Source organism: Sphingobacterium sp. UDSM-2020, assembly GCF_016132525.1.
Classification (GTDB): domain Bacteria; phylum Bacteroidota; class Bacteroidia; order Sphingobacteriales; family Sphingobacteriaceae; genus Sphingobacterium; species Sphingobacterium anhuiense.
Genome location: NZ_CP066166.1, coordinates 357,512 through 379,061, shown reverse-complemented (window position 1 = coordinate 379,061; position 21,550 = coordinate 357,512). Strand labels below are relative to the sequence as shown.

Here is a 21,550-nt window from a genome sequence, read left to right as displayed (position 1 = left end):
TTATAATGATCATGAAGAAATTAATATATATACTGATTTTCATAATATTATGTACGGGCTGTAGTGATTTTCTGGAAATCAAGCCTGATAAAAAGATGTCCGTACCGAAGACTTTGGAAGATTGTGAGCTGTTGCTCAATGATTATGGCACATTGAATAGTGCATATACTGCACTTGGTATTATTGCAGGTGAGCCTTATTATCTCAATTCTCCTAATTGGAATAGCATTGCTGATCTTGATGACAGGAATGCTTATATATGGTCCGAAGAGCCAAATTTTAAAACTCAGGCATGGCAGGGGCCTTATCGTGTGGTATATATCTGTAATCAGATTATGCAGATATTGGATAAATTGACTGTTGCAGAAAAAGAGTCTGCTCGTTTTAAAGCCGCATGTGGCCATGCCCGATTTTTACGTGCTTTTGCTTATCAGGAATTGATCTCGGTTTATACTTTACCTTACAATGTAAAGACAGCAGATATAGAGTTGGGAGTTCCCATCAGATTAATGCCAGATATCGATGTGGTTTCTAAAAGAGCATCACTTCAGGACAGTTATAAACAGGTAATATCCGATTATCAAGCGGCTTTAGGATTCTTGGATGTAAAAACTACGATACAGACTGGTACTTCGAAGTCTGCAGCATATGCGGGGTTAGCCCGACTATTTCTGGATATGAAAGATTATGATAAAGCTTATCGTTATGCGGATTCAGCATGGTCACTAAAACCTTATTTATTAGATTATAATACACTGAATTCTGGAGCTAATTTTCCTATAACGAAGTACAATCAGGAAGTTCTTTTTTCGGCATTGACAGTCTCTTCCAATGCATTTGGAAGAAATTATATTCGGATGAATCCAGATCTGATCGCTAGTTATCAGGTTGGTGATCTTCGGAAAGAGAACTATTTTCAACCTAATCTAGTTGACTTAGGGACATTTGGATTTAAAGGTTCATATGATGGAGGACCGGGGGGAGCATTTATAGGGCTTACCAGTAGTGAGGTACTGCTGATCCGTGCAGAATCTGCAGCCCGATTGCAAAAAATAGATGAAGCGCTAAAGGATGTTAATTTTTTACGTAAATATCGATGGACTGATCATATTTATCCAATTGTTACAGAGCAGGAACCAAATCGTTTATTAGATATCATCTTACAGGAGCGTGGTAAAGAATTGGTATTCCGGGGTAGACGCTGGAGTGATATTAAACGCTTAAGCGATGATCCGCATAGGGCAATATATCTCGAACGAATTATTGATAATAAAACATACAGTTTACCTATTGGGAGCTTGAAATATGCCATACAAATTCCCGCTATCGTCATGGAGCAGAATCCGAACATTAAACCAAATAAAAGATAATTAGTTATGAAATACATCATTTTAAATATGTTATTGTTGACAGTGGCTTGGAAATTTAGCTATTCACAGCAAAAAGAAATGGACAGGAGTAAGCAGCTTCATGTAGGTGAAGTTTTACCAAAAATTAGGCCCATGTCTATTCTTAATTTTAATACCAAATCGGTACATCTTCAAGATTGGAAGGACAAGGTGGTTGTATTGGAATTTTTTGACACCTTTTGCGCATCCTGCATAGAGGGAATGCCTGCTCTTGCTCAAGTACAGAAGGAAATGGGAGATAAGTTGGTTGTACTATTGGTAACTTGGCAATCCAAAGAAGTGATCGAGAAATTTTACCGAACGAATGCATTTTTGAAAGAAAAGAATGTGAAATTGCCTACTATTGTTGGCGATACTTTATTACGTCAATTCTTTCCACATCAGGGTGTTCCGCATACTGTTTTTCTTTATAAAGGAAAGGTGCATGCAATTACTTATCCCGACTATGTGAAGAAACAGTTTATAGAAGAATTGTATACTAGTGGGAAGCTTCGGGTTCCACAAAAGGATCAATTTAAGAAAGGTGATCTGAGCGATATTATTACTGAGGAAGACAATTTTATAGGCTCGGTTCGTTTGACTGCTTATCAAGAAGAACTCGTTGAGAAACCTGGATTGAGTATTGAAAAAGATAGTATTTCGGGCATGTATCGCACTTATTTTAGCAATGTGGGTATTCTCAATGCCTATAAAGCCTTGGACACATATATCAAAAAACCAAAATTTTTATTAACAGATAAACGGATTGTCTGGAAGGTGAAAGATCCTGAGAAGTATTATTATCGGGAAGGTGGAGGTGGGCAACAATTATGGTTGACCAAATATGGAATTTGCTACGAACGGAAAAGTTATGTTGCAAAAGAATTGGCAGAGCTAGCTACAATGGCGATTAATGATCTGAATACGTTCTTAGGTTTGCGGGTTTATTGGGATCAATTGGAGCGTGACTGTTTAGTCATTCAAAAGATAGGTTCACCAAATACTGGTCGAACACCAAAAGAGAAGGTGCAAAAGATGGAAAATTTGAGTGTTTTGATCTTTTTGATGGATTATTCTGGAAAGTACCTTCCGATAGTTGATGAGTCGGACTATAAAGGAAATATAGAATTAGTAGGCTACCAAAATATAGCAGATTTGAATGAACAGTTGCAATCTTACGGATTGGAAATGGTCGAAGGAAAGAGAAAAATTGAAATGTTGATAGTTGAGGAAATACAATAAACAAAATAGGGGGTACCTATTAGTACCCCCTTTGCAAATTTCTTAATCCGATTAAGAAGTTGAACGTAGTCTTACGTTCGGTCTTGCAACACCACTTTGAATTGACTGAAGCATTTCATCTTTTAATGCTTCTGTTAATTCTGGATGATTATTAGCGTCCGGGTTAGCATTTACCGCACAGATTTTTCCCGTCCCAGCACAAGATGGACTTGATGTAGAGGAATAATCAGATGGTTCTGTCGGATCTCCGTTTGCTTTTAATTGAAACCAATTCATATCGTTATGATTTAAATTAATAAATGGGTTAACTGGCACATATCGCTTTCGCGCATGTGGCCCCATAACTCTACATTTTGGTAAAGTTATCTTCTTGACGGGTACTCCTTTGTCAAGCTTTAAGTTTTTTGATCTTACCCTCCGGAGGAGCATGTTGCAAATTTGCGTCGGTATACTGTGATACCTGTCTTATTACTTTTCACCATTTTTTTATAATTCTAAATGTTACCAACCTTCTTTTTTACTAATCTTCTACCCATTTTACTTTCTAGCATCCAAATTTTTCTCTAACCTGCTCATTTTTCGCTAACCATTATCGAATCTATATCAAAGATAGAACGGATAAGTAGGTGAGCGTTAGGCTAGATGTTGTCTTTGAGTAAGCTGTATGTTGTCTTCAATTTCAGACTATTGCTTTCTACATGCTAACCTATATCAAAGATAAATCAGTTCATTTGTGGTACGTTAGGCTGTATGTGTTCATCAACTAAGCTATTTGTTGTTAGAGGGGAGTGGTGAGGGGGAAGAGAAAAGCGTAAAATTAATATTTACGAAATGCTATGGTAAAATGGGATGGTTACTTTTATCGTCAAATTATCCTAAATGAAAACGTATAACCAAATAATGTTTATTGGACTGATGCTTGGCTTCATGTCCTGCAATAATAACAGTAATAAGAGCGGGACATCTAATAGCACTGATTCCGATACCCTTCAACCCAAAACGGTTGAATCGGCAAAAATGTCCACAGAGTTTAATCTGGATCAGGTACCTGTGTCTACCATAGATCTCGGTACTTTTCCATATCTAACTGCCCCAGAAAGTTATAGGTATTCTGGTGATATCAAGAAACAACTGGAGGAAAAGTATTTCTTCTACAATGACAGTCTGGTCAGAAAAGTAAGTGGTGAATATTTCCATACTACTGTTTTACCGACAGGTGATGTTTTTGAAGATACTTTTGTAGTTGATGCATATAAAAAAGCTATTGAGAAACTCGGTGGTGTGGAGATCTACTCTGGTGGGATATCTGCGGCGGTAGCTGAGCTGATCGATAAAGAAAAACCAGCCTATGTCGATGATATGTACGATCCAATGCCCTATAAGTATAAGCAGTTTTTGATCAGGACACCGAATGATCATATATGGATCGAGTTGTGTCATGGACTTAATGCGCAACAGGTTGATTTAGCTGTTGTTAAGGAAGTACATGGTAAAGGAAATGAGCATTAAGATTTTTTCATGTTTTTAACGGCAATGAGTACAAAGCCTCCTGAGATCAGGAGGCTTTGTACTTTCAGCATCAGGGAATATTGATTTTACCTGTTGATCTTAGTGTTTCTGATATTGTGTAAGGGATTGCCCTTTCATCTTTTTGAAAAAACGGTTGAGTTCACTGAGTCCTGCGAAATTTAGTTCATAGGCAAGACCGGAAAGGTTATTGTGAAAATGATCGTATTCGCGCAATATCCTTTCGACCAGCAGTTCATTTCGGTAGGTTGACAGGTTGCAACGGTAATATTCTTTATGGAGTTTGTAGATACGGCTGCGGTCTACCTGTACACTTTCTGCAAGGTCTCCGATAAGGGCTTTGTTGCCGTATTGGTCTATCATGAGGCTCAATATTTCTCGGACATGGTTGATAATGGTAAGCGGTGTCGTGATGGAACCGTCTCCCATCATGATTTTAAGCCTAGATAATTTGATCAGGTAAATCTGGTGCCGAATCAAAATGTGCTCATTGTCCAATACTTTGGGATTGAGGTTCTGGAATATCGCATCGAGCTCGTGTTTCGTTAATGTACCGATCAAGAAATCGACACTTTGCATCGAAATACTTGTGGCGTTACGTTTTGCATGCACTAAAGGCATGACAAACGCAAAGCTCCGTGTAAAGTTGGGACGGAATAAACCGGCATCGAGCGTGATGCCTCTGATGATGTAATGTCCAATGGGTAGATCGACCTGAAAGTCCGTAACGGAGAGGTAAAGATACGAAGCTCTGTTTTGGGTCAGTATCAACTTGATATCATGTAGCTCATCGTACATCATCAATGGCTGTTCACCGGTTTCTATCGGATAACACAGATGAAGATCAGGGGCATGGGAGCGACAGGTAACAGTCGTTGCTGTGCTGATCCTAAATTCGAAATAATAGAGGTAGGCATAGCGCCCATCGAAAGTTTGTTCGACAAATTGATTGCCTTGATGTTCCCAATAATATGTTTCTGCATGGTGCATCGGGTAGGTGATCTCTTGGTTAGGTTGCATCACTTCAGTAGCACCATCGGGTTGGTTTAATGTGATTGTTCTCTTCATAATTTAGTATGATAGCTATGCTGAAAGCATAATACAACGGAACATCTTGATGCTCCGTTGTATCTTTTCCATATATTTTGTCATATTCACATGAGCATATTCCTGGTATGGCGGGTGTGGACATCGTTTATGGCTAGCTTTTGTATTAGTAAGTGATGGTGAATATGAATTCTCCTTCTGCTAGGGGTTTTTCACCTGCACCAGCACTTGTGTAGATCGGATTGTGTGAATCACCCCTTTTGACACCCAATACCGTGGTTCCCGATGCGGGTTTCTCTGGTTTAACCAGGTGTACCGGTAATTCTAAGGTCAGGGTCACAGCAAGCTGCCTGCTCAGTACAAAAATGAAAGTATCATCGAGCATGTCGAACCATTCTTCCTGATCTGGAGCCAGATAGAAGGAAGCCTTTATGGCTGCTCTAAAATCTTTTTGCAGATAGTCGATCTGTACTTGTCTTGTCAACTCGTCCTGTGCGTAGAAAGCAACTAGCTTTTTTTGAACTCCCATTGGAGTAAAATCTTCTTTGTTCATATTTTTTTACATTTAGTTAATGTTCAAAAATCGCCGATTCATATTGGAGTATCAAGCTCTTTTCTGTCTCTTTTAACTGAACTGGGGAAGAATTTTACCGAATCGGGAAATTGTTTTCGTATACTCTTGGCTGTTGAAGGGACGTAAATCAGCATGTTGATAGCGCAAATTGATTAGTCGTGGAAATAGGGGTTTTTAATCTGATTTTATTTAAAAGATGGATTTTTTTATCTCAACTATTCATGTATTTTATTGTTGTGTAGTTTGTTAAAATTCTTTGTACGTGTATTATTGTATTTATCTTCATTTTATAAGTAAATAAATTTTATATTTTGCTTAAATATTTATTTTTTATATATTTGATTTCAACCTAAATTTTTAACTAAATCATTATTTGCAAACTAGCGTGTGTCTTCTATTTGGAAAATACGATTCAAAAAGAAACAACATAACCTAGTTAAGCAACCTAAATAGATGTCTGCTTATGAAACTAAGTGTTACATTAATAAAATGGATTGTTCTGGGAGTTTTAAGCGTAGCTGGTGGATTGACGATGTACCTCATCAATGAGAATGAAGGGATCTTTGAAATCTGGAATGATAGCAATCTGTTTTTGAATTTAGGTAGCAGTGTATTTTCTGTCGCTCTATTTTTAGTGGTGAGCTATCAGCTGGCCAAGCTGGCTCCGCTGATTTTACCGCTTAAATATAGGACTGCGGCTTATTTTATCAGATATTTTTGTCTCCAAATTTTAATCAGCGGCGGGGGAAGCTTATTGATCGCGATCCTTTTTGCTGCGATTATCGTTTACAGCAATAGTGGTTTGTGGCTGGGCGATACTTCTTATTTTAAAGTGGACTTTTTCTTTGTCTGTCTGGCGGTTATATTTTTACAGGTCATCTTGTTTGTGGTTTATTTTTTATTCTCTTTTAAACAAGTTAATCACATAGGAGATGAACAAGAGAGTGATGCAGAAGCTGATTATATACGGTTGCTGGAAGAAATAAAAGTTTATCAATTGAGCTTGGGTGGAAAGATGTCGGAAACAAGCCGCCTGAAAGAACTACAGGGTATTGACCTGGCAGATGTTCATTATATCTACAGTGAACGAAAGATACGCTATATCCAAAGTGAGCGCTATGGAAAGACGATGTTTGACGGGGTAACATTGGAACAGCTGATCACGATGTTGCCGAAAGAGGATTTCTTTCCTGCTGGTCGACATCTCATCGTTTCTCGAAAGGCTATCGCATCGTTTAAACGATTGGCGGATTATCGAATTGAATTGACACTCGATCCTCCGTTTCACCTGAAAAGTAAACTGAGTGAAACAGCAACACGATTATTTAAGACCTGGTATTATGATGGTGGGGTGGATGATGTGGACCATTAAGCTCCAAGGCTTATGGCTAGTTTGATCGTTTAATCAATTCGTCCCTGCACGCAGTAGCAGGGGTCTGGTATCATTATGCTGTATTTTTTACAGCAGTAAATCAATCAAATTATGAAAAACTGGATGCAAAATATGCTTAAAGTAATCCTAGATATCTACGTCCTATTAACCCAATTAAATACCTTAAATGACCAATTGCAGCGGATGGATATCCACCTCAGATCGATTGTAGAAGCAATGAAAAAATCGGATAAATCTGATTTTTCCTATAATGATAGCAATTTAACTTCAAGTAATTCGAATGTTGATTTTTCCCTACTGGACATCAAAGATGTAGTCAAAATATTGAATATTTCAACAACAACCTATTACCGTCTGGTGCGGCAAGGTGAACTGGTGCCCAGACGAAAAGGAAAACGTCATTACTACTATCATGAGGATCTGTCGAAGCAATTGAATCAAAGTAAACGAAAAGGCCGGATTTAAGCTTGTTCGGATTTAAGCTTGTTCGAGGGTTGTTCGACAATTGTTCGAGACAGGTTCGAGACAGATTCGGCACGCGTTCGATTGGGCTTCGACTGCTGTTCGGCAGGGCTTCGACAAGTTGCCGAAGCCTTGCCGAACGCTTGCCGATAAATGGTCGAAGCAGCCCCGAAGCAGTCTGCTTTCGGAGTCAAACTTTAGTCGAAAAGAGGTCGAAGATTTTTGATTGACGTGTCTCAATTTTTTAATATTTATACCCTTAGCTTTTCTATTTATGACACGGAATGATAGTCTTTCCTATCATGTACTATCATGCGCTGTCATAACTCGTTTTTGCCTGTTTTTGCCCCTAATTTAGTGCTCGATATCAGTAAAAACCGGCATGCGGGTTATAGTGTAAACAGTTGAAAATTAGAATAATGGCAAGATTTTTAAAAGGAATTGTAGGAGCGTATTCGGGTAAAGTGGGAAGTGTAGTAGGAAGCTCGTGGAGAAGCGTTGACTATGTCAAATCGCTACCAAAATTTAAAGGAAAAAAGGCAACAGATGGGCAAATTGCACAGCGCACAAAGTTTGCTTTGGCAGTAGCATTTTTATCACCGATCAAAGATTTACTCAACCTGGGTTATTCGGATAAGTTACTGGGTAAGGCGACGGGGTATAACAAAGCGTTGCAGGCTGTGCTGAGCAACGGCATCTCTGGTGTCTATCCAAGCCTGGAAATTGACTATTCGAAAGTGATCATTTCCAAGGGTGCGCTCTCCAATTTAATGGGCGTAGCATGGGCGGAAATCAATGCGGGCGAACTGGAGCTCTCTTGGTCTCCGGAGATTAACAAGTTCAATGCTTTCGCTGACGATTCGGTCGTGCTGCTCATGTACAATAGAACGAAGAACTTCTTCAGTATCATGGAGTCCGGAACGCGCTTAGATGCATCGTTATCGCTGCCTTTACCGGTGAGTTATTCTGGTGATACGCTGGAAGGCTGGATCTTCACGGGCCACCGTGATGGTGTCAAAACTTCTTTGAGTTATTACCTGGGTCAGCTGGTATTAGCATAACGTAGTTCAGTTTTTTAGGGAGGTGAACTGCTGGTTCGCCTCCTTAATCTTTCAAAATAAAATTACATGATCTTAAAATTAATCCGCGTCAAACAAGGGAAGGAAAGTACCTTGTCTGAACTATACCTCGATGGCCAGTTTGTTGGCTATGGTCTGGAGGATGCTATCCGCAAAACGAAAATTAAAGGAAGCACTGCTATTCCTCCAGGTAAATACCGCCTTGGCCTGAATACCTATGGCGCAATGAACGCGCGTTATAAGAGAAAATTTCCGAAGCTCCACCGTGGCATGATCGAGATCCTGGAGATCCCGAATTTCAGTTATGTCTATATCCATATCGGCAATCATATCGGTGATACCTCCGGCTGTTTGCTGGTCGGTAATAAAATGGCTTTAGTGGATGGTGATTACGAGATCTATCAGTCTAAAAAGGCGTATGTGGTGCTATATGAAAAACTGGTTGAGATGATAGTGAGTGGGGAGGTGTTTATTGAGGTGACATAATATGTTTTGTGCCTCTGTCGCCGGCACAGGGCGACAAACGTTTTTCGCTTTCATCGGTAAAATTACGCAGTCGGAATACTAGGCCTTTTAATAATTAAAAACATGAAAAAGATAATTCAAAAAATAAGTTCGGCGTTGGAAGTGGTCTTGCTGGCACCGATTAAATTGCCGGGAAAGGCATTGAATATTATTAAATACATTGCGCTGGGTCTTGGTGTGGTGGAAACGGTGCTGGATGATAAAGACGAAAAAGGAGAGGAGGAGTCACCTCCACCAAAGCAGATCTTACCTGGTCAGGAAAAGGAGGTTCGGGATGAAATTAAATGATATCCGCATAGGCACTTTAGGAGGGACGCTGTGTTCGATCTGGGCAAGCTTTTCTCTTGGTGATTTCATGCAGACAGCACTCATGGCTGTCGTTGGGACGGTCGTAAGCTATGTGACAAGCCGATTGCTTGGAAAATGTAGAAAGAGAAATCGGGATTGAAGCTTTAATAACACCAGTAAAAGAAGTCCTCTGATCAAAAATTTAGAGGACTTCTTTTTAAGAATCTTTTAGAGAAAAGGGGAGCTTGTAAATTTGGAGCGATATTCTCGGGGAGTTAGTCCTTTAGATTTCTTGAAAAATTTATTGAAGTTGGAAAGGCTGTTAAAACCACAATCGTACGCCAGGTTGCACACCCGATAGTCGATGTCTGTTAGCAGTTTGCAGGCGTGGCCTATACGTACTTCATTTACAAATTCTACAAATGTTTTCTGCGTTCTACTCTTAAAGTAACGGCAAAAAGACTGTTTGTTCATATGGATCATATCAGCGACAAGCTTAAGTTCGATCTCCTTTGTATAGTTGCTGAAAATATATTTTAAGATTACATCCATACGGTCATTGTCTTTTAAATGATAGGAATTTGTATAGCCGGCTCCTGTTAATAGATCGTATTCTTGTGTCTCATTCAAGATATGTAGTATTTTACACAATAAGGATAAGCGTAAGAGTACGTTTTCTTCCTCTGCTAATTGGATCAGTAATATTTTAACTTTTGATTTCGTTTTCCCCCTAAATCGCATGCAACGTTTGCTGAGTTGGAAGAAATTTGCCATTTTTTTTGTATTTCCAAACTGAGAAAGAATCTTTAAAACTTTTTCGGGATGAAAAAAAAGAGTAATGGATTTTGCGACACTGCTATTCTCGGTGGCTACAAAATATTCTTCACTATTGTGCCAAACATGAGGAATGTTGGATCCGACCAATGTGAGATCATCGTGACTGAAACTTTCAATACTATCGCCGATCATCCGTGTTCCTTCACTTTCTACAACATAGTTTATTTGACATTCTTCATGAAAATGAAAAAGCGTAGAAAAATAAGGTGAATTGACAACTTTCGTGTCAAAAACTTCATTTTCTTTACCATCAAGTATTTTGGCAGGAACTGGTCTCATAATTTTAAGTCATCTAAAATTGTAACCTTAAATCTATGCTCTTTTGTTGAAATTTCAAAGTATAGTTTTAAGTAATGATAATATAGCGTAAGTATTGGGGAATAGTCGATTGATTTTGTTTTGCTATAGCTTCTAACTTAGTAGTTATATAAATCACAAGTATATCATTTTAAAATAAGATTAATATGTTAACAGCATTTTCACTTAATGGCAAGACAGCCTTAATAACTGGTGGTGGAACGGGGATTGGATTTGGAATAGCTAAAGCAATGATGGAAGCTGGTGCGAGAGTAATCATTGTCGGCCGTCGAGAAGAAACGCTACAGCAGGCGCAACTCGAATTAGGAGGCGATGTTCATTATTTTGTCTTTGATCTAGCCAATACAGAAGCTATTCCAGGATTGATAGATCGTATAGAATCTGCAGTAGGGCCAATTGATATTTTAGTCAACAATGCAGGTGTTCATTTGAAAAAATATGCGCTGGAAACTAGTGATGCTGAATTTGAAAAAATTATACAGACCAATGTACTCAGTGTATTCAGCCTAAGCAGGTCGTGTGCCGCAAAAATGGTCGAAAGAAAAGATGGTGTTATTTTATTTATTGGGTCTATGACCGGAATGTTTGGTATGGATCGTGTATCGGCCTACGGCACTTCTAAAACTGCTTTGACAGGTTTGATGCAAAATCTGGTCACTGAGTTTTCGAAATATAATGTGCGGGTCAATACGTTAGTTCCGGGATGGATAGAGAGTCCGATGTTTTTTAAAGCAATTGGTGACGATCCGCAGCGCAAAGAAAAGATCGTTAATCGGATCGCTATGGAAGGTTTTGGAAAACCTGAAGATGTGGGGAATGCCGCCGTTTTCCTCTCCTCTCCAGCAGCGCGTTATATCACTGGAGTTTTATTGCCAATTGATGGTGGCGCGACCGTTAATTTTTAATAGCTAGATTGAGATTTTATTATTTTAGATGAGCATTTTTTATTAGACAAAAAATATGAAAGCAATTGTATTGCATGAACCAGGCCGGTTCGAATTAATTACCAAAGAAAAGCCATCAGATCCTGAACCGGATGAAGTGCTGTTGAAAATTAAGAAAGTATCGATCTGTGGTACCGATCTGCATGCCTACAAAGGCAAGCAACCTTTTTTTACTTATCCTCGTATTTTAGGACACGAAGTATCTGCCGAAATTGTTGCAGTAGGAAGTGAAGTGGAAGGGCTTAAGGTTGGAGACAAGTGTACAGTTGAGCCTTATCTTAATCTCATCGAAGACCATGCAGTACGTAGAGGCAAGGGCAATTGTGGTGGCACACTCTCTGTAATGGGGGTTCATGAAGACGGCGCTATGCAAGAGTATATTACATATAAAGCAAGTTATGTACATCTTACAAATGGACTTGATGATGACCAGATATCTTTGATAGAGCCATTGGCTATTGCCGCGCATGCAGTGGATCGTGCGGGTCTAATCGCCGCGGATACCGTGTTAGTGGTTGGCTCCGGGCCGATAGGGATAGGTATTGTTGCAAATGCTCGTTTAATGGGTGTTAAAATTGCAGTGTTAGATCTTGTAGAAAATAGACTGGATTTTGTCAACAATAAGTTTCCTGAAGTAGAAACGATCTTATTGTCGGAGGATTTAGATAAGCAATTAAGAACAGTTTTTGAAGGGGAGCTTCCTACAGTAATTTTTGATGCGACGGGAAGCAAACGATCCATGGAAAACTCATTCAATCTGGTGGCTCATGGGGGAACTATTGTTTTTGTCGGTTTGTTTGTCGGCGCAGTAAGTTTTGATGATCCTAATTTTCATCGAAAGGAAATTACCTTGAAAGCGAGCCGTAATGCCACTGCTTCTGATTTTAAAAAAGTTATTAATCTATTGCGGTCCGGGGATATTAATACAGAAGGACTGATTACACATCGTATCGCTTTTGATCAAATGAAAGATAATTTTGATACGCTATTTCAGGCAGACCAAAACCTGATTAAGGCTGTTGTCGATTTTTAAAAATTACATTTAAATACACCATCACATCGAAATGAGATAAGAATCAGTTGAATATACGAGATGATGTAGAATTTAATATTTAGGTGAAGAAGTAGAAAATGACACGAGGAAAATTTATGGTAATATAGGCTTATTATACGCTAATTTAGTATTCATTTTTTACAGTGGCAAGAAGTAATTTGCACATTGAATAATGTTCTATGCAATTATTCAAAATCCAAATAAAATGTTAATCAAATTATTAAAATCATGAATAAATCTATCCTATTGACATCTATGTTAGGGTTTGCCTCTATATATGGTCATGCGCAAGTGAATAGTAAGAAAATACCTGTTAAGAATACGTACGAAATTAAGAGTACCGATAGTCCTGAAGATATATTAAGAAAAGCCGTTCATGTTGTACCGACAGCAAATCAATATCGGGCTTTAAAAAATGAATTTATTGCTTTTATCCATGTTGGTCCCAATACGTTTACTAAAATGGAATGGGGAAATGGTATGGAGGACCCAAAGATCTTTGATCTCAAAAATCTGGACACCGACCAATGGTGTGAGGCAATGAAAGCTGCGGGTATGAAAAAAGTAATTATTACGGTGAAGCATCATGATGGTTTTGTGCTTTGGCAAAGTAGGTATACGAAACATGGTATTATGTCTACAGGATTCAGAGATGGGAAAGGAGATATTTTGAAAGACTTAACTGCTTCCTGTAAAAAATATGGATTAAAACTTGGTGTCTATCTATCACCTGCAGATCTTTTTCAAATTGAAAGTGCTGATGGACTTTATGGCAATTTAAGTGAATATACACAACGTACAATTCCTCGTGAAGTGGCAGGAAGACCATTTAAAAATAAAACAAAATTCAATTTTAAAGTAGATGATTATAACGAATATTTCCTAAATCAACTGTTTGAATTATTGACGGAATATGGTCCCGTACATGAGGTATGGTTTGACGGTGCGCATCCGAAGACAAAAGGTGGTCAAAAATATAATTACGATGCTTGGCGTGAACTGATCAAAAAGTTGGCCCCAGAAGCTGTAATTTTTGGGAAAGAAGATATCCGATGGTGTGGGAATGAATCTGGAAATACCAGAAGCACGGAGTGGAATGTAGTTCCATATCATGACGATCCTGCAGGCCTTCAGAATTTTCTTGATCTTACAGATGAAGATTTAGGAAGTCGGGCGAAGCTTTTAAAAGCTAAGTATCTACATTATCAACAGGCTGAAACGAATACATCGATTAGAGAAGGTTGGTTCTATAGGGATGATACGCATCAAAAAGTGAGAAGTACTGATGATGTTTTTGATATTTATGAACGATCGGTCGGGGGTAATTCTACATTTCTTTTGAACATACCACCGAATAGAGATGGAAAATTTTCACCTGAAGATGTTAAGGTACTACATGAAGTTGGAAGCCGTATTAAAGAAACCTACGGTCATAATCTTTTGCGTGGAGCAAAAGGAAACAAAGAAACATTGGATGACAATATGGAATCCTTTAGTATCTTGTCGGATAAAAATCCGGAACTGATTTACACTACTGTAAAGCCTGTAAAAATAAATCGCTTTGTTATTCAGGAAGCTGTAAGCACAAATGGTGAACGTATCGAAAAGCATGCTTTAGATGCTTGGATCGATGGTCAATGGAAAGAGGTCGCCCATGCGACTAATGTGGGGTACAAACGTATTCTTCGTTTCCCGGAAGTGACATCAGATAAATTCCGCATTCGTGTGTTAGAAAGTAGGGCTACTCCGGTTATCAGCAATGTCTCTGCTCATTATGCTCCCGGAAGACCTCCGCAATTGGTCTTTAATCGCAGTGTAGATGGTATGGTTGCTATTGCTCCTTTAAAAAGTGAGTTTGGATGGAAACCGCATGGTGAGGATATTCTTAAAAATCTAAACACCAATTTTCAAATACACTACACGTTAGATGGCAGTCAGCCTACAGCACAGTCACCTGTATATACACAGCCGATTGCTGTAAAAGGTGGGCAGATAAAAGCTGTAGCAATTAATGCTGATAAATTGGTCGGTGCAGTTGCAGAAGAAACAATTGGTATTGCTAAAAAACAGTGGCAACTTATCGATAATAGCAGTGAGGTTGCTAAACATGGTGCGAAATTGGCTTTCGATGCAGACCCAAAAACGTATTGGGAATCTAATGATAATGGCGCTGCACAACATATTTCGATAGATCTTGGACAGCAGTATAATTTAACAGCATTTAGTTATACACCACAAAATGAACACGGTAAAGGGATGATGGCGAAAGGCGTGGTGAGAGTCAGTAATGATGGGAAAAATTGGAGTGATGCTGAACGATTTGAATTTGGAAATCTAATTAATGATCCTACAAAGCGCACACATCGATTTTCTAAAAATATCCAAGCACGATACATCACGGTTGAATCGACAGAAATAACTGGAGGAGGAAAACTCCTTACTGTAGCGGAACTGGATTTTATTGAGTAACCGCGTTACATGTAAACTAATGCTTAAAAAATACTATTATTAAAATTTATCATATATATTGGAAGAAGCTGATAATTTTAATAATAGTATTTATAAATGAAAATCTCGATGCTGTTGGGGCATCGAGATTTTCATTTATAACTATTAATTATTTTAACGCGCAAGTCTAATGCCCGTAAATTGCCACTGCAGTGGTGTATGAAAGAAATTTCGATATGTCTTTCTGCTATGTCCTTTTGACGTAGCTTCTGAAGCACCTCTTAAAACCATTTGATTGACCATGAACTTTCCGTTATATTCGCCTACCGCACCAGCTTCTTTTTTGAAACCTGGATAGGGCAGATAGGCACTTCCGGTCCATTCCCATCGGTCGCCCCAATGCATGCTATCAGCTGCGATTTCCCATTCAGCCTCTGTTGGTAAACGCATTCCCTTCCAATTTGCATAAGCAGCCGCTTCAAAATAGTTGATATGATTGAGCGCTTCATCGAGATCCAATATTTTTAGACCTAATAATGTATAGTGCATCCATTGATTGTCAATTTTATGCCAATATAGTGGAGCATGAGCATTATTTTCTTTTACCCAGTCCCAACCTTCAGCATGCCAATGGCGAAAGTCTTGATACCCTCCGTTTTCTATAAATTCTAAGTATTCCCCGTTGCTGACAACTTGTGTAGCAATTTCGAATTCTTGTAAATAGACTTGATGTCTCCCAAGTTCATTATCGAAACAGAACCCCTTTCCTTCGAATCCGATTTCGTATATTCCGGCTGGAAAGGTAATCATTTCGTTATTTACGAATTCTGATTTTGAAGGTTCTGGATCGCTTTTGTAGGATGGGAAAAGTGGATTGTGTCCCAAAATATATTTGATATCTGATATCAGTAATTCTTGATGTTGCTGTTCATGGTTAAGTCCCAGTTCGAGCAAAATTGATACGGCCGGTAAGTGATGTAGTTTCTGATTAAAAAATAACTGCATTTGATCATCTACGTAAGCTCTATACTTGTAAATATCAGATACGGATGGACGGCTTAAATTTCCACGATCGGTTCGGATGACCCGCGCGCCTACAGTTTCATAATAACTGTTAAAGACATAATTATACTGTGAGTCGAAAACCTGATATTCAGGAAAGTAAGGGATCAATAAAAATGTTTCAAAAAACCAAGTTGTATGTCCTAAATGCCATTTCGGGGGACTGACATCAACAATTGGTTGTACTACATAATCTTCAATCGCTAAAGGTGCGCATATATGTACAGAATGATTTCTAATAGCCTTATATTTTGCTTCTAATTCTGTCATGTGATCGGTTATTACATTTTCTGTTTTCATCGGCTATTTTTTATTTGATTTGCCAAATAGCATCCATAAACCATTTTTTCGAGTCGTACAATTCACAGACGGAGTCAAAACCGGATCTATGTGCAAGTTCTTGGATATCGGTAGGTGAGAATTTTTGAGATATTTCCATAAAAATCGGTTCATTTTCAGCGAAATGGATTTGATGTTCACCGATTAATACTTCTTGTTCAATTAGACTAATGAGATAGCTTTTGCATGCTCCATTTATTGGGTCATAGGTTTGGTAATGCGCAAATTGATCGACGTTGAAATTAGCTTCGAGTTCATGATTGATGCGAACGAGAAGATTAAGATTAAATTGTGCAGTTACACCTGTTGGGTCATCATAAGCACGAAGTATTGTTTTAGGATGCTTTTTTAAATCAAAACCTATTAGGACATTGTCTCCTTTATTTAGTTTCCTCTTCAATTTGGAGCAGAACTGTTCAGCATCCGCTATTTCCATATTACCAATATTGCTTCCTAAAAATAGTATGACTTTGCGATTTGAAGATATTGTCATTGCTTTTTCAATCATCTCAAAATATTCCCCATTAAGACATATAATATCGAGCTCTGGAATCGTATTATTAAGATTTTTTTTTAGAACTGAAAGTATGTTACCTGATATGTCGATCGGCATATAAGTGAAGTTTGCTCCTTTACGAACAAGCTGTTGCAATAAAAAGGTGGATTTCATTGCATCGCCTGCTCCCAGTTCTATCAGATCAAATGGTTCGCCGTCGGTGTTTATTAAATTAGCTATTTCTTCTGTTTGATTTTTGAAGATGTCAAGTTCACATTTTGTTAGATAATAATCTTCCATTGCCATGATTTTTTGGAAGAGATGATCTCCTTTGCTATCATAAAAATATTTAGAGGATAATCTCTTCGGATTACTTTTTAAATCAGCCAATACCTCTTTTTGGAATTTATAACTGGTTGTTGTTTCTATTTGGTTTTCACTGCGGAGACTGCTGTTCATCTTTCTTGTTTTACTGTTCTGGAAAGATAACAGTTAAAGGCTAGTAGTTGTTTGTTCGAGGGAACATGTTACTTGTATCAATTATTGATATAGTGTGAAAATAAATTACTCTTTATTGAGTATTTGTGAAAAATTTTTCAACTTTTATACTGCTATCCCGGACTTGGTAATTTTCTTTAAAAGAGTGAATGATTTAAATCTCTTTTGTTTAGGATTTATGATTTAGGGAGTCAATAATTTAATCACACACTTTATGTATTCAATGAGGAGAATGTAAAAGAAGCGCACAGGCTGTTACAAATTGGTACTACAATTGGTAAAATTGTTATTAAATATTGAAAATAGATGAGACAAAAAATAAATTCTTATTAAAGAAGAAAAGCCATCTATTAGGATGGCTTTTCTTTTTATGTTATTATATAATTGAAATTATTTAATTCTTTTTTTGGTTTTCTTTTTCTTCTTGTTTAACCAAATGATTGTTCCTGTAATAGGAAGTGATGCGCATATTAAAGCGATGAAAAAATGTAAAACTTTAGTGGCTATACCTCCATAATTACCCACATGAAGATCATAGTTCATCGCACCAATTTTATCCCCTATGGGAGCATTTTCTGATTGTTTTATTTTTTCAATCTGACCATTTCCTCTATTAAAATAATACCAAATAAATTCGCCGGTACGATCTTTAATGAACCGCACTTGAATATCTTGTGGATCTGTTGGAGATTTACGTAAACGAATCGACATCATATCTGCATTTGGGTGTTTTGATATGGTGAAATTGAGCGCATTATCTAATATTTTAGACTGATTCTGTGGTACATATTCGAACTTTTCCTGTTGTTCAATTTCTTTTGTGCTATCGAAACCATTGAGCGATTTTACATAAAAAGTTTTAAATGCGGGAAATGTAAATGCAATACCTGTACATGCAATTAATAGGGCGAAAATGACACTATAAAGTCCTAAGATTTGATGCAGGTCATAGTTTAATCGTTTCCATTTAACTTTAAAATTAAACCAAAGCTGTCTTATTAATTTTTTGATGGTCCATTTTTTAGGCCACCATAGGACCACTCCTGTTATTAAAATTATTATGAATATGATGACCGAAATTCCTACCACCCAATGTCCTACCATGGCGCCCAATAGTAAGTTCATATGAAGTTGTAAGACGATCTGAAAAAATTCTGTTTTGGAGTTTTCTACCGCTTGTACTTTACCCGAATAAGGATTAATAAAAACTCGTTTATGGTAAATATAATATTGATTATTACCAAAAGCATGTTCATCCGTTTTTAGCGCACGAAATATCCAAGTTCTGTCTGGTGAGAGGTACAGATCTGTTCTACTTATTTTTTCACCTTTAGGTAAAGCGTTTTGCGCTATATCAATCAGCTGTGTTAGTGGGAGTAACTTACTATTTTCTCCAACTGAATCTTGAGTATAGTATTTTTGAGGATAGACTATTAGTTTAAGCTCATCATAGAAAACATAAAAGTAACCCGATAAACTAACAATAAAAACAACTAGGCCTGTAAAGAGACCTAGCCATTTATGTAGCCATAATAAACCTGCTTTAATCATTCTTAAAATTGATAATGAAGGTTTAATGAAGTGACAGTACCACTACCTTTTACGTATTCGGCATCCAATGCACGGTACTGACTAACTGTAGGGTAGTAAGATGTGTTGAATATATTTTCTATTCCGAAGCCTATTTTCCAATTTTTATTCAAATTGTAGTTGCCTGATAAATTGAAGAGGTCGACATTACTGATTGGTCCTTCACTATTGTTATATTTTCCTTTGTCATTGAGCGCAAATCGATCTCTAGCTCCAGTGTGTATCCAAAACAATTGCAGATTTAACTGTTGGTTTGGTTTATAACTTAAAAAACCTGTTGCTTTAGGTGGTGCAATCCGAGATCCATTAAGATAAATTTTGCTACCATCATCCATTTTTGCTTTTCCTTCTACATATCCATAGCTTCCACCGACGCTTAATTTTTGACTCAGTTGCGCATCAAGAGTAACTTCATATCCTTTTACTTCTTCAGGTTCACGCTGAGGCATTAAAAAACCACCAACATCTACTAAATTAACACCTAAATCCGAAGTACTGATGTAGTAAGAGGCTGAAATATTGAAGATACTGAAACGGCTTGAAAAACCAGCTTCATAGTTATTGGTAATGATCGGGTCTGTTTCTAAATTACCGATTGTGTTTTCTTTAGCACGGCGTAAAATACGACCTAATTCATTGATCGCAAATGCTTGCGAAAAACTAACGAAAGGGTTGAAATAATCGTATTTAGTATAGCGTAATCCTGCATTGAACATTGTCGCTTTATATGGAATATTTCCTCCGCTTACCACTATACTTCCTTCTCCATTCGGACCAGTAGCTATGGTATTGTAATCGTTGACTTTAACGGTTGCATTTTCATACCGAAGCCCGGCTTTAAAGATCAAATTTTCAATGAGGTCGGCTTTTACTTGCGCATAGGGGGCAAAATTAACCATATTCATTTTTGGTATGTATACACGTCCATCTGTTAAATCTTGATAGGTTACATCTTTTAATAAATCTAAACCGTAAGTTATTTCGGTTGGAATAGAAAAAAGCTGAAATGGAGTATTCAGATTTAAGCGCAATCCTTTTTTCTCAGAGTTGATCATGGTTTGTCCTGGACCATACCACGCCGTTCCACTAGCAACGTATCTGTTCATTGAACTGAAGGAATTTAAATAAGCTGTTACATCCAATTGGGTTGAATGAAAAAGATTACTTTTTGAATAGGTTAACATCGCATTGTGATTGTAAGGTGTACCTGCGGGTTTGCCTGGTTCTTCTCCTCTAACTCCAATTGTAGGCGACTGACCATAGATGCCGTTTTTACTGATATATTTGGCACGTTGTGTACTTCCATAATAGTTATAAAATCCAGTCAATGTACTGCTTGAATCAATTTGATAACCTATTTTAATAAAGCCATTGTACTGATAGGAATTGGAAAGACCATCAGTTTGTCCAAGAGGTAAACCATCGGAATCTCTTTGTAAACCGGTGTAATCTGCCGAACCAGAAACGGTGTAACTCCATTTATTTACCTGTCCTGAAAGCTGTTGTGAAAGTTTGTAACCTAAGGTTTCCTTAGGGTCAAATGGATTTATTGATGTTCCCAAAATGGTCTGACCACTAATCTTTTTTCCGTCTTTGTTTTTCTTGGTAATGTAATTGATAATACCTCCACCTGAACCATTTCCGTAGATTGAAGTAGCACCTTTTATTACTTCAATACGTTCAATCACACTAGGGTCGATGGTGCGTAGGTCACGTGCTCCATTCATAAGCGGTGTTGATTGCGGGATTCCATCTATCAAAACAAGTACGGCACGTCCACGAAGGGTCTGTCCAGAATTTGTAGCTTTATTGGTCGAGGTACCCAAACCCGGAATTGCATTACCAAGTACCGTAGCTAAATTGTTCGTAATGTTGGTTTGTGCTTGTATATCTTGTTGATTCAAGATTGTGATAGAGGATGGTATCGTTGAAATACTTTCTGGCTTTCTTCCGGCCGTAACAACGATTTCATCCAATACATTTGTACTTGCCAATAAAGTGATGCTGATTAAATTATTGCTGGGTTTATTTGATAAGCTGAGGGTTTTTTCTTTAAATCCTATCGCGGAGACTGATATTTTTTGATTTGCTATTTTTTCATTTGTTGTGATCAACACACCAGCTGTATCTGTACTTCCTAATAGTTGTTGATTTAAACGTACCGTCGCTCCAGCAATTGGAAGATCTTTTTCTGTTTTGACTTTTATAGTCATTTGTTGTGCTTGACAAATGAAAACGAATACCTGTAATGGTATTATTAGAATTAGAAATTTCCATCTATTAGAGATGGAAGGGAATGAAATAGGCATCTGTAATATTCTTATGTTGATTTAGATTTGTTCTAAACAATAGGCAAATATACAATCTATTTAATTCGAGTGAAATTATTATTTGATTTTTTTTAGCAGTAATTAGTTACTAGACATAAACTCTAAAGGT

Annotated in this window: 19 protein-coding genes; 11 read left to right on the top strand and 8 right to left on the bottom strand. The window is 37.6% G+C overall.

Annotated elements, in window-relative coordinates:
- Positions 1–11 precede the first annotated feature (11 nt).
- Together JAZ75_RS01565 and JAZ75_RS01560 are read left to right on the top strand one after the other, a co-directional pair.
- Positions 12–1,370: a RagB/SusD family nutrient uptake outer membrane protein gene (locus tag JAZ75_RS01565; protein ID WP_208699902.1), complete on the top strand. Its 1,359-nt coding sequence runs from the start codon at positions 12–14 to the stop codon at positions 1,368–1,370.
- 6 nt (positions 1,371–1,376) lie between these two features.
- Complete coding sequence (locus JAZ75_RS01560) at positions 1,377–2,630, top strand: TlpA family protein disulfide reductase (protein ID WP_208699900.1); 1,254 nt, start codon at positions 1,377–1,379, stop codon at positions 2,628–2,630.
- A gap of 51 nt (positions 2,631–2,681) precedes the next feature.
- Here JAZ75_RS01560 and JAZ75_RS01555 read toward each other — a convergent pair whose 3' ends face one another.
- On the bottom strand, positions 2,682–2,906 hold the full coding sequence (locus JAZ75_RS01555) for a hypothetical protein (RefSeq protein ID WP_208699898.1): 225 nt from the start codon (positions 2,904–2,906) through the stop codon (positions 2,682–2,684).
- Positions 2,907–3,509: 603 nt separating this feature from the next.
- Here JAZ75_RS01555 and JAZ75_RS01550 point away from each other — a divergent pair.
- Positions 3,510–4,139 carry a hypothetical protein gene (locus tag JAZ75_RS01550; RefSeq protein WP_208699896.1) on the top strand — a complete coding sequence of 210 codons (630 nt, stop codon included), beginning with the start codon at positions 3,510–3,512 and terminating at the stop codon, positions 4,137–4,139.
- Between the two features lie 99 nt (positions 4,140–4,238).
- Here the strand turns inward: JAZ75_RS01550 and JAZ75_RS01545 are convergent, their stop codons facing one another.
- Positions 4,239–5,225 carry a helix-turn-helix domain-containing protein gene (locus tag JAZ75_RS01545; protein ID WP_208699894.1) on the bottom strand — a complete coding sequence of 329 codons (987 nt, stop codon included), beginning with the start codon at positions 5,223–5,225 and terminating at the stop codon, positions 4,239–4,241.
- A gap of 145 nt (positions 5,226–5,370) precedes the next feature.
- Complete coding sequence (locus JAZ75_RS01540) at positions 5,371–5,757, bottom strand: hypothetical protein (protein ID WP_208699889.1); 387 nt, start codon at positions 5,755–5,757, stop codon at positions 5,371–5,373.
- A gap of 484 nt (positions 5,758–6,241) precedes the next feature.
- Here JAZ75_RS01540 and JAZ75_RS01535 point away from each other — a divergent pair, with 484 nt between their 5' ends.
- The 5 genes from JAZ75_RS01535 to JAZ75_RS01515 all read left to right on the top strand — a co-directional run bounded on the left by JAZ75_RS01535 (position 6,242) and on the right by JAZ75_RS01515 (position 9,525).
- Positions 6,242–7,150 carry a LytTR family transcriptional regulator DNA-binding domain-containing protein gene (locus tag JAZ75_RS01535; protein ID WP_208699887.1) on the top strand — a complete coding sequence of 303 codons (909 nt, stop codon included), beginning with the start codon at positions 6,242–6,244 and terminating at the stop codon, positions 7,148–7,150.
- A gap of 111 nt (positions 7,151–7,261) precedes the next feature.
- On the top strand, positions 7,262–7,636 hold the full coding sequence (locus JAZ75_RS01530) for a helix-turn-helix domain-containing protein (protein WP_208699885.1): 375 nt from the start codon (positions 7,262–7,264) through the stop codon (positions 7,634–7,636).
- A gap of 416 nt (positions 7,637–8,052) precedes the next feature.
- Positions 8,053–8,694 carry a DUF6266 family protein gene (locus JAZ75_RS01525; RefSeq protein ID WP_208699883.1) on the top strand — a complete coding sequence of 214 codons (642 nt, stop codon included), beginning with the start codon at positions 8,053–8,055 and terminating at the stop codon, positions 8,692–8,694.
- Between the two features lie 66 nt (positions 8,695–8,760).
- Complete coding sequence (locus JAZ75_RS01520; protein WP_208699881.1) at positions 8,761–9,198, top strand: DUF5675 family protein; 438 nt, start codon at positions 8,761–8,763, stop codon at positions 9,196–9,198.
- Between the two features lie 102 nt (positions 9,199–9,300).
- A complete protein-coding gene (locus tag JAZ75_RS01515) occupies positions 9,301–9,525 on the top strand; it encodes a hypothetical protein (protein WP_208699878.1) in 225 nt (74 codons plus the stop codon).
- 228 nt (positions 9,526–9,753) lie between these two features.
- Here JAZ75_RS01515 and JAZ75_RS01510 read toward each other — a convergent pair whose 3' ends face one another.
- Entirely contained in the window at positions 9,754–10,641 is an 888-nt protein-coding gene (locus tag JAZ75_RS01510) for an AraC family transcriptional regulator (RefSeq protein ID WP_208699876.1), read from the bottom strand.
- A gap of 185 nt (positions 10,642–10,826) precedes the next feature.
- Here JAZ75_RS01510 and JAZ75_RS01505 point away from each other — a divergent pair, with 185 nt between their 5' ends.
- The 3 genes from JAZ75_RS01505 to JAZ75_RS01495 all read left to right on the top strand — a co-directional run bounded on the left by JAZ75_RS01505 (position 10,827) and on the right by JAZ75_RS01495 (position 15,147).
- Positions 10,827–11,585, top strand: coding sequence for an SDR family NAD(P)-dependent oxidoreductase (locus JAZ75_RS01505; protein ID WP_208699874.1), 759 nt, complete (start codon positions 10,827–10,829; stop codon positions 11,583–11,585).
- A gap of 55 nt (positions 11,586–11,640) precedes the next feature.
- Entirely contained in the window at positions 11,641–12,657 is a 1,017-nt protein-coding gene (locus tag JAZ75_RS01500) for a zinc-binding alcohol dehydrogenase family protein (RefSeq protein ID WP_208699872.1), read from the top strand.
- Between the two features lie 249 nt (positions 12,658–12,906).
- Positions 12,907–15,147, top strand: a complete 2,241-nt coding sequence (locus JAZ75_RS01495) for an alpha-L-fucosidase (RefSeq protein WP_208699870.1) — start codon at positions 12,907–12,909, stop codon at positions 15,145–15,147.
- A gap of 153 nt (positions 15,148–15,300) precedes the next feature.
- Here JAZ75_RS01495 and egtB read toward each other — a convergent pair whose 3' ends face one another.
- The 4 genes from egtB to JAZ75_RS01475 all read right to left on the bottom strand — a co-directional run bounded on the left by egtB (position 15,301) and on the right by JAZ75_RS01475 (position 21,324).
- Positions 15,301–16,488 (bottom strand): ergothioneine biosynthesis protein EgtB, encoded by a 1,188-nt coding sequence (gene egtB, locus JAZ75_RS01490; protein WP_232789331.1) that lies wholly within the window; start codon positions 16,486–16,488, stop codon positions 15,301–15,303.
- Positions 16,489–16,498: 10 nt separating this feature from the next.
- The gene (locus tag JAZ75_RS01485; protein ID WP_208699868.1) at positions 16,499–17,482 is read right to left on the bottom strand and encodes an L-histidine N(alpha)-methyltransferase; all 984 of its coding nucleotides are present in this window, start codon (positions 17,480–17,482) and stop codon (positions 16,499–16,501) included.
- A 429-nt stretch (positions 17,483–17,911) separates the two neighbouring features.
- The gene (locus JAZ75_RS01480) at positions 17,912–19,072 is read right to left on the bottom strand and encodes a PepSY-associated TM helix domain-containing protein (protein WP_208699866.1); all 1,161 of its coding nucleotides are present in this window, start codon (positions 19,070–19,072) and stop codon (positions 17,912–17,914) included.
- A gap of 2 nt (positions 19,073–19,074) precedes the next feature.
- On the bottom strand, positions 19,075–21,324 hold the full coding sequence (locus tag JAZ75_RS01475; RefSeq protein ID WP_232789330.1) for a TonB-dependent receptor: 2,250 nt from the start codon (positions 21,322–21,324) through the stop codon (positions 19,075–19,077).
- Between the last annotated feature and the right edge of the window lie 226 nt (positions 21,325–21,550).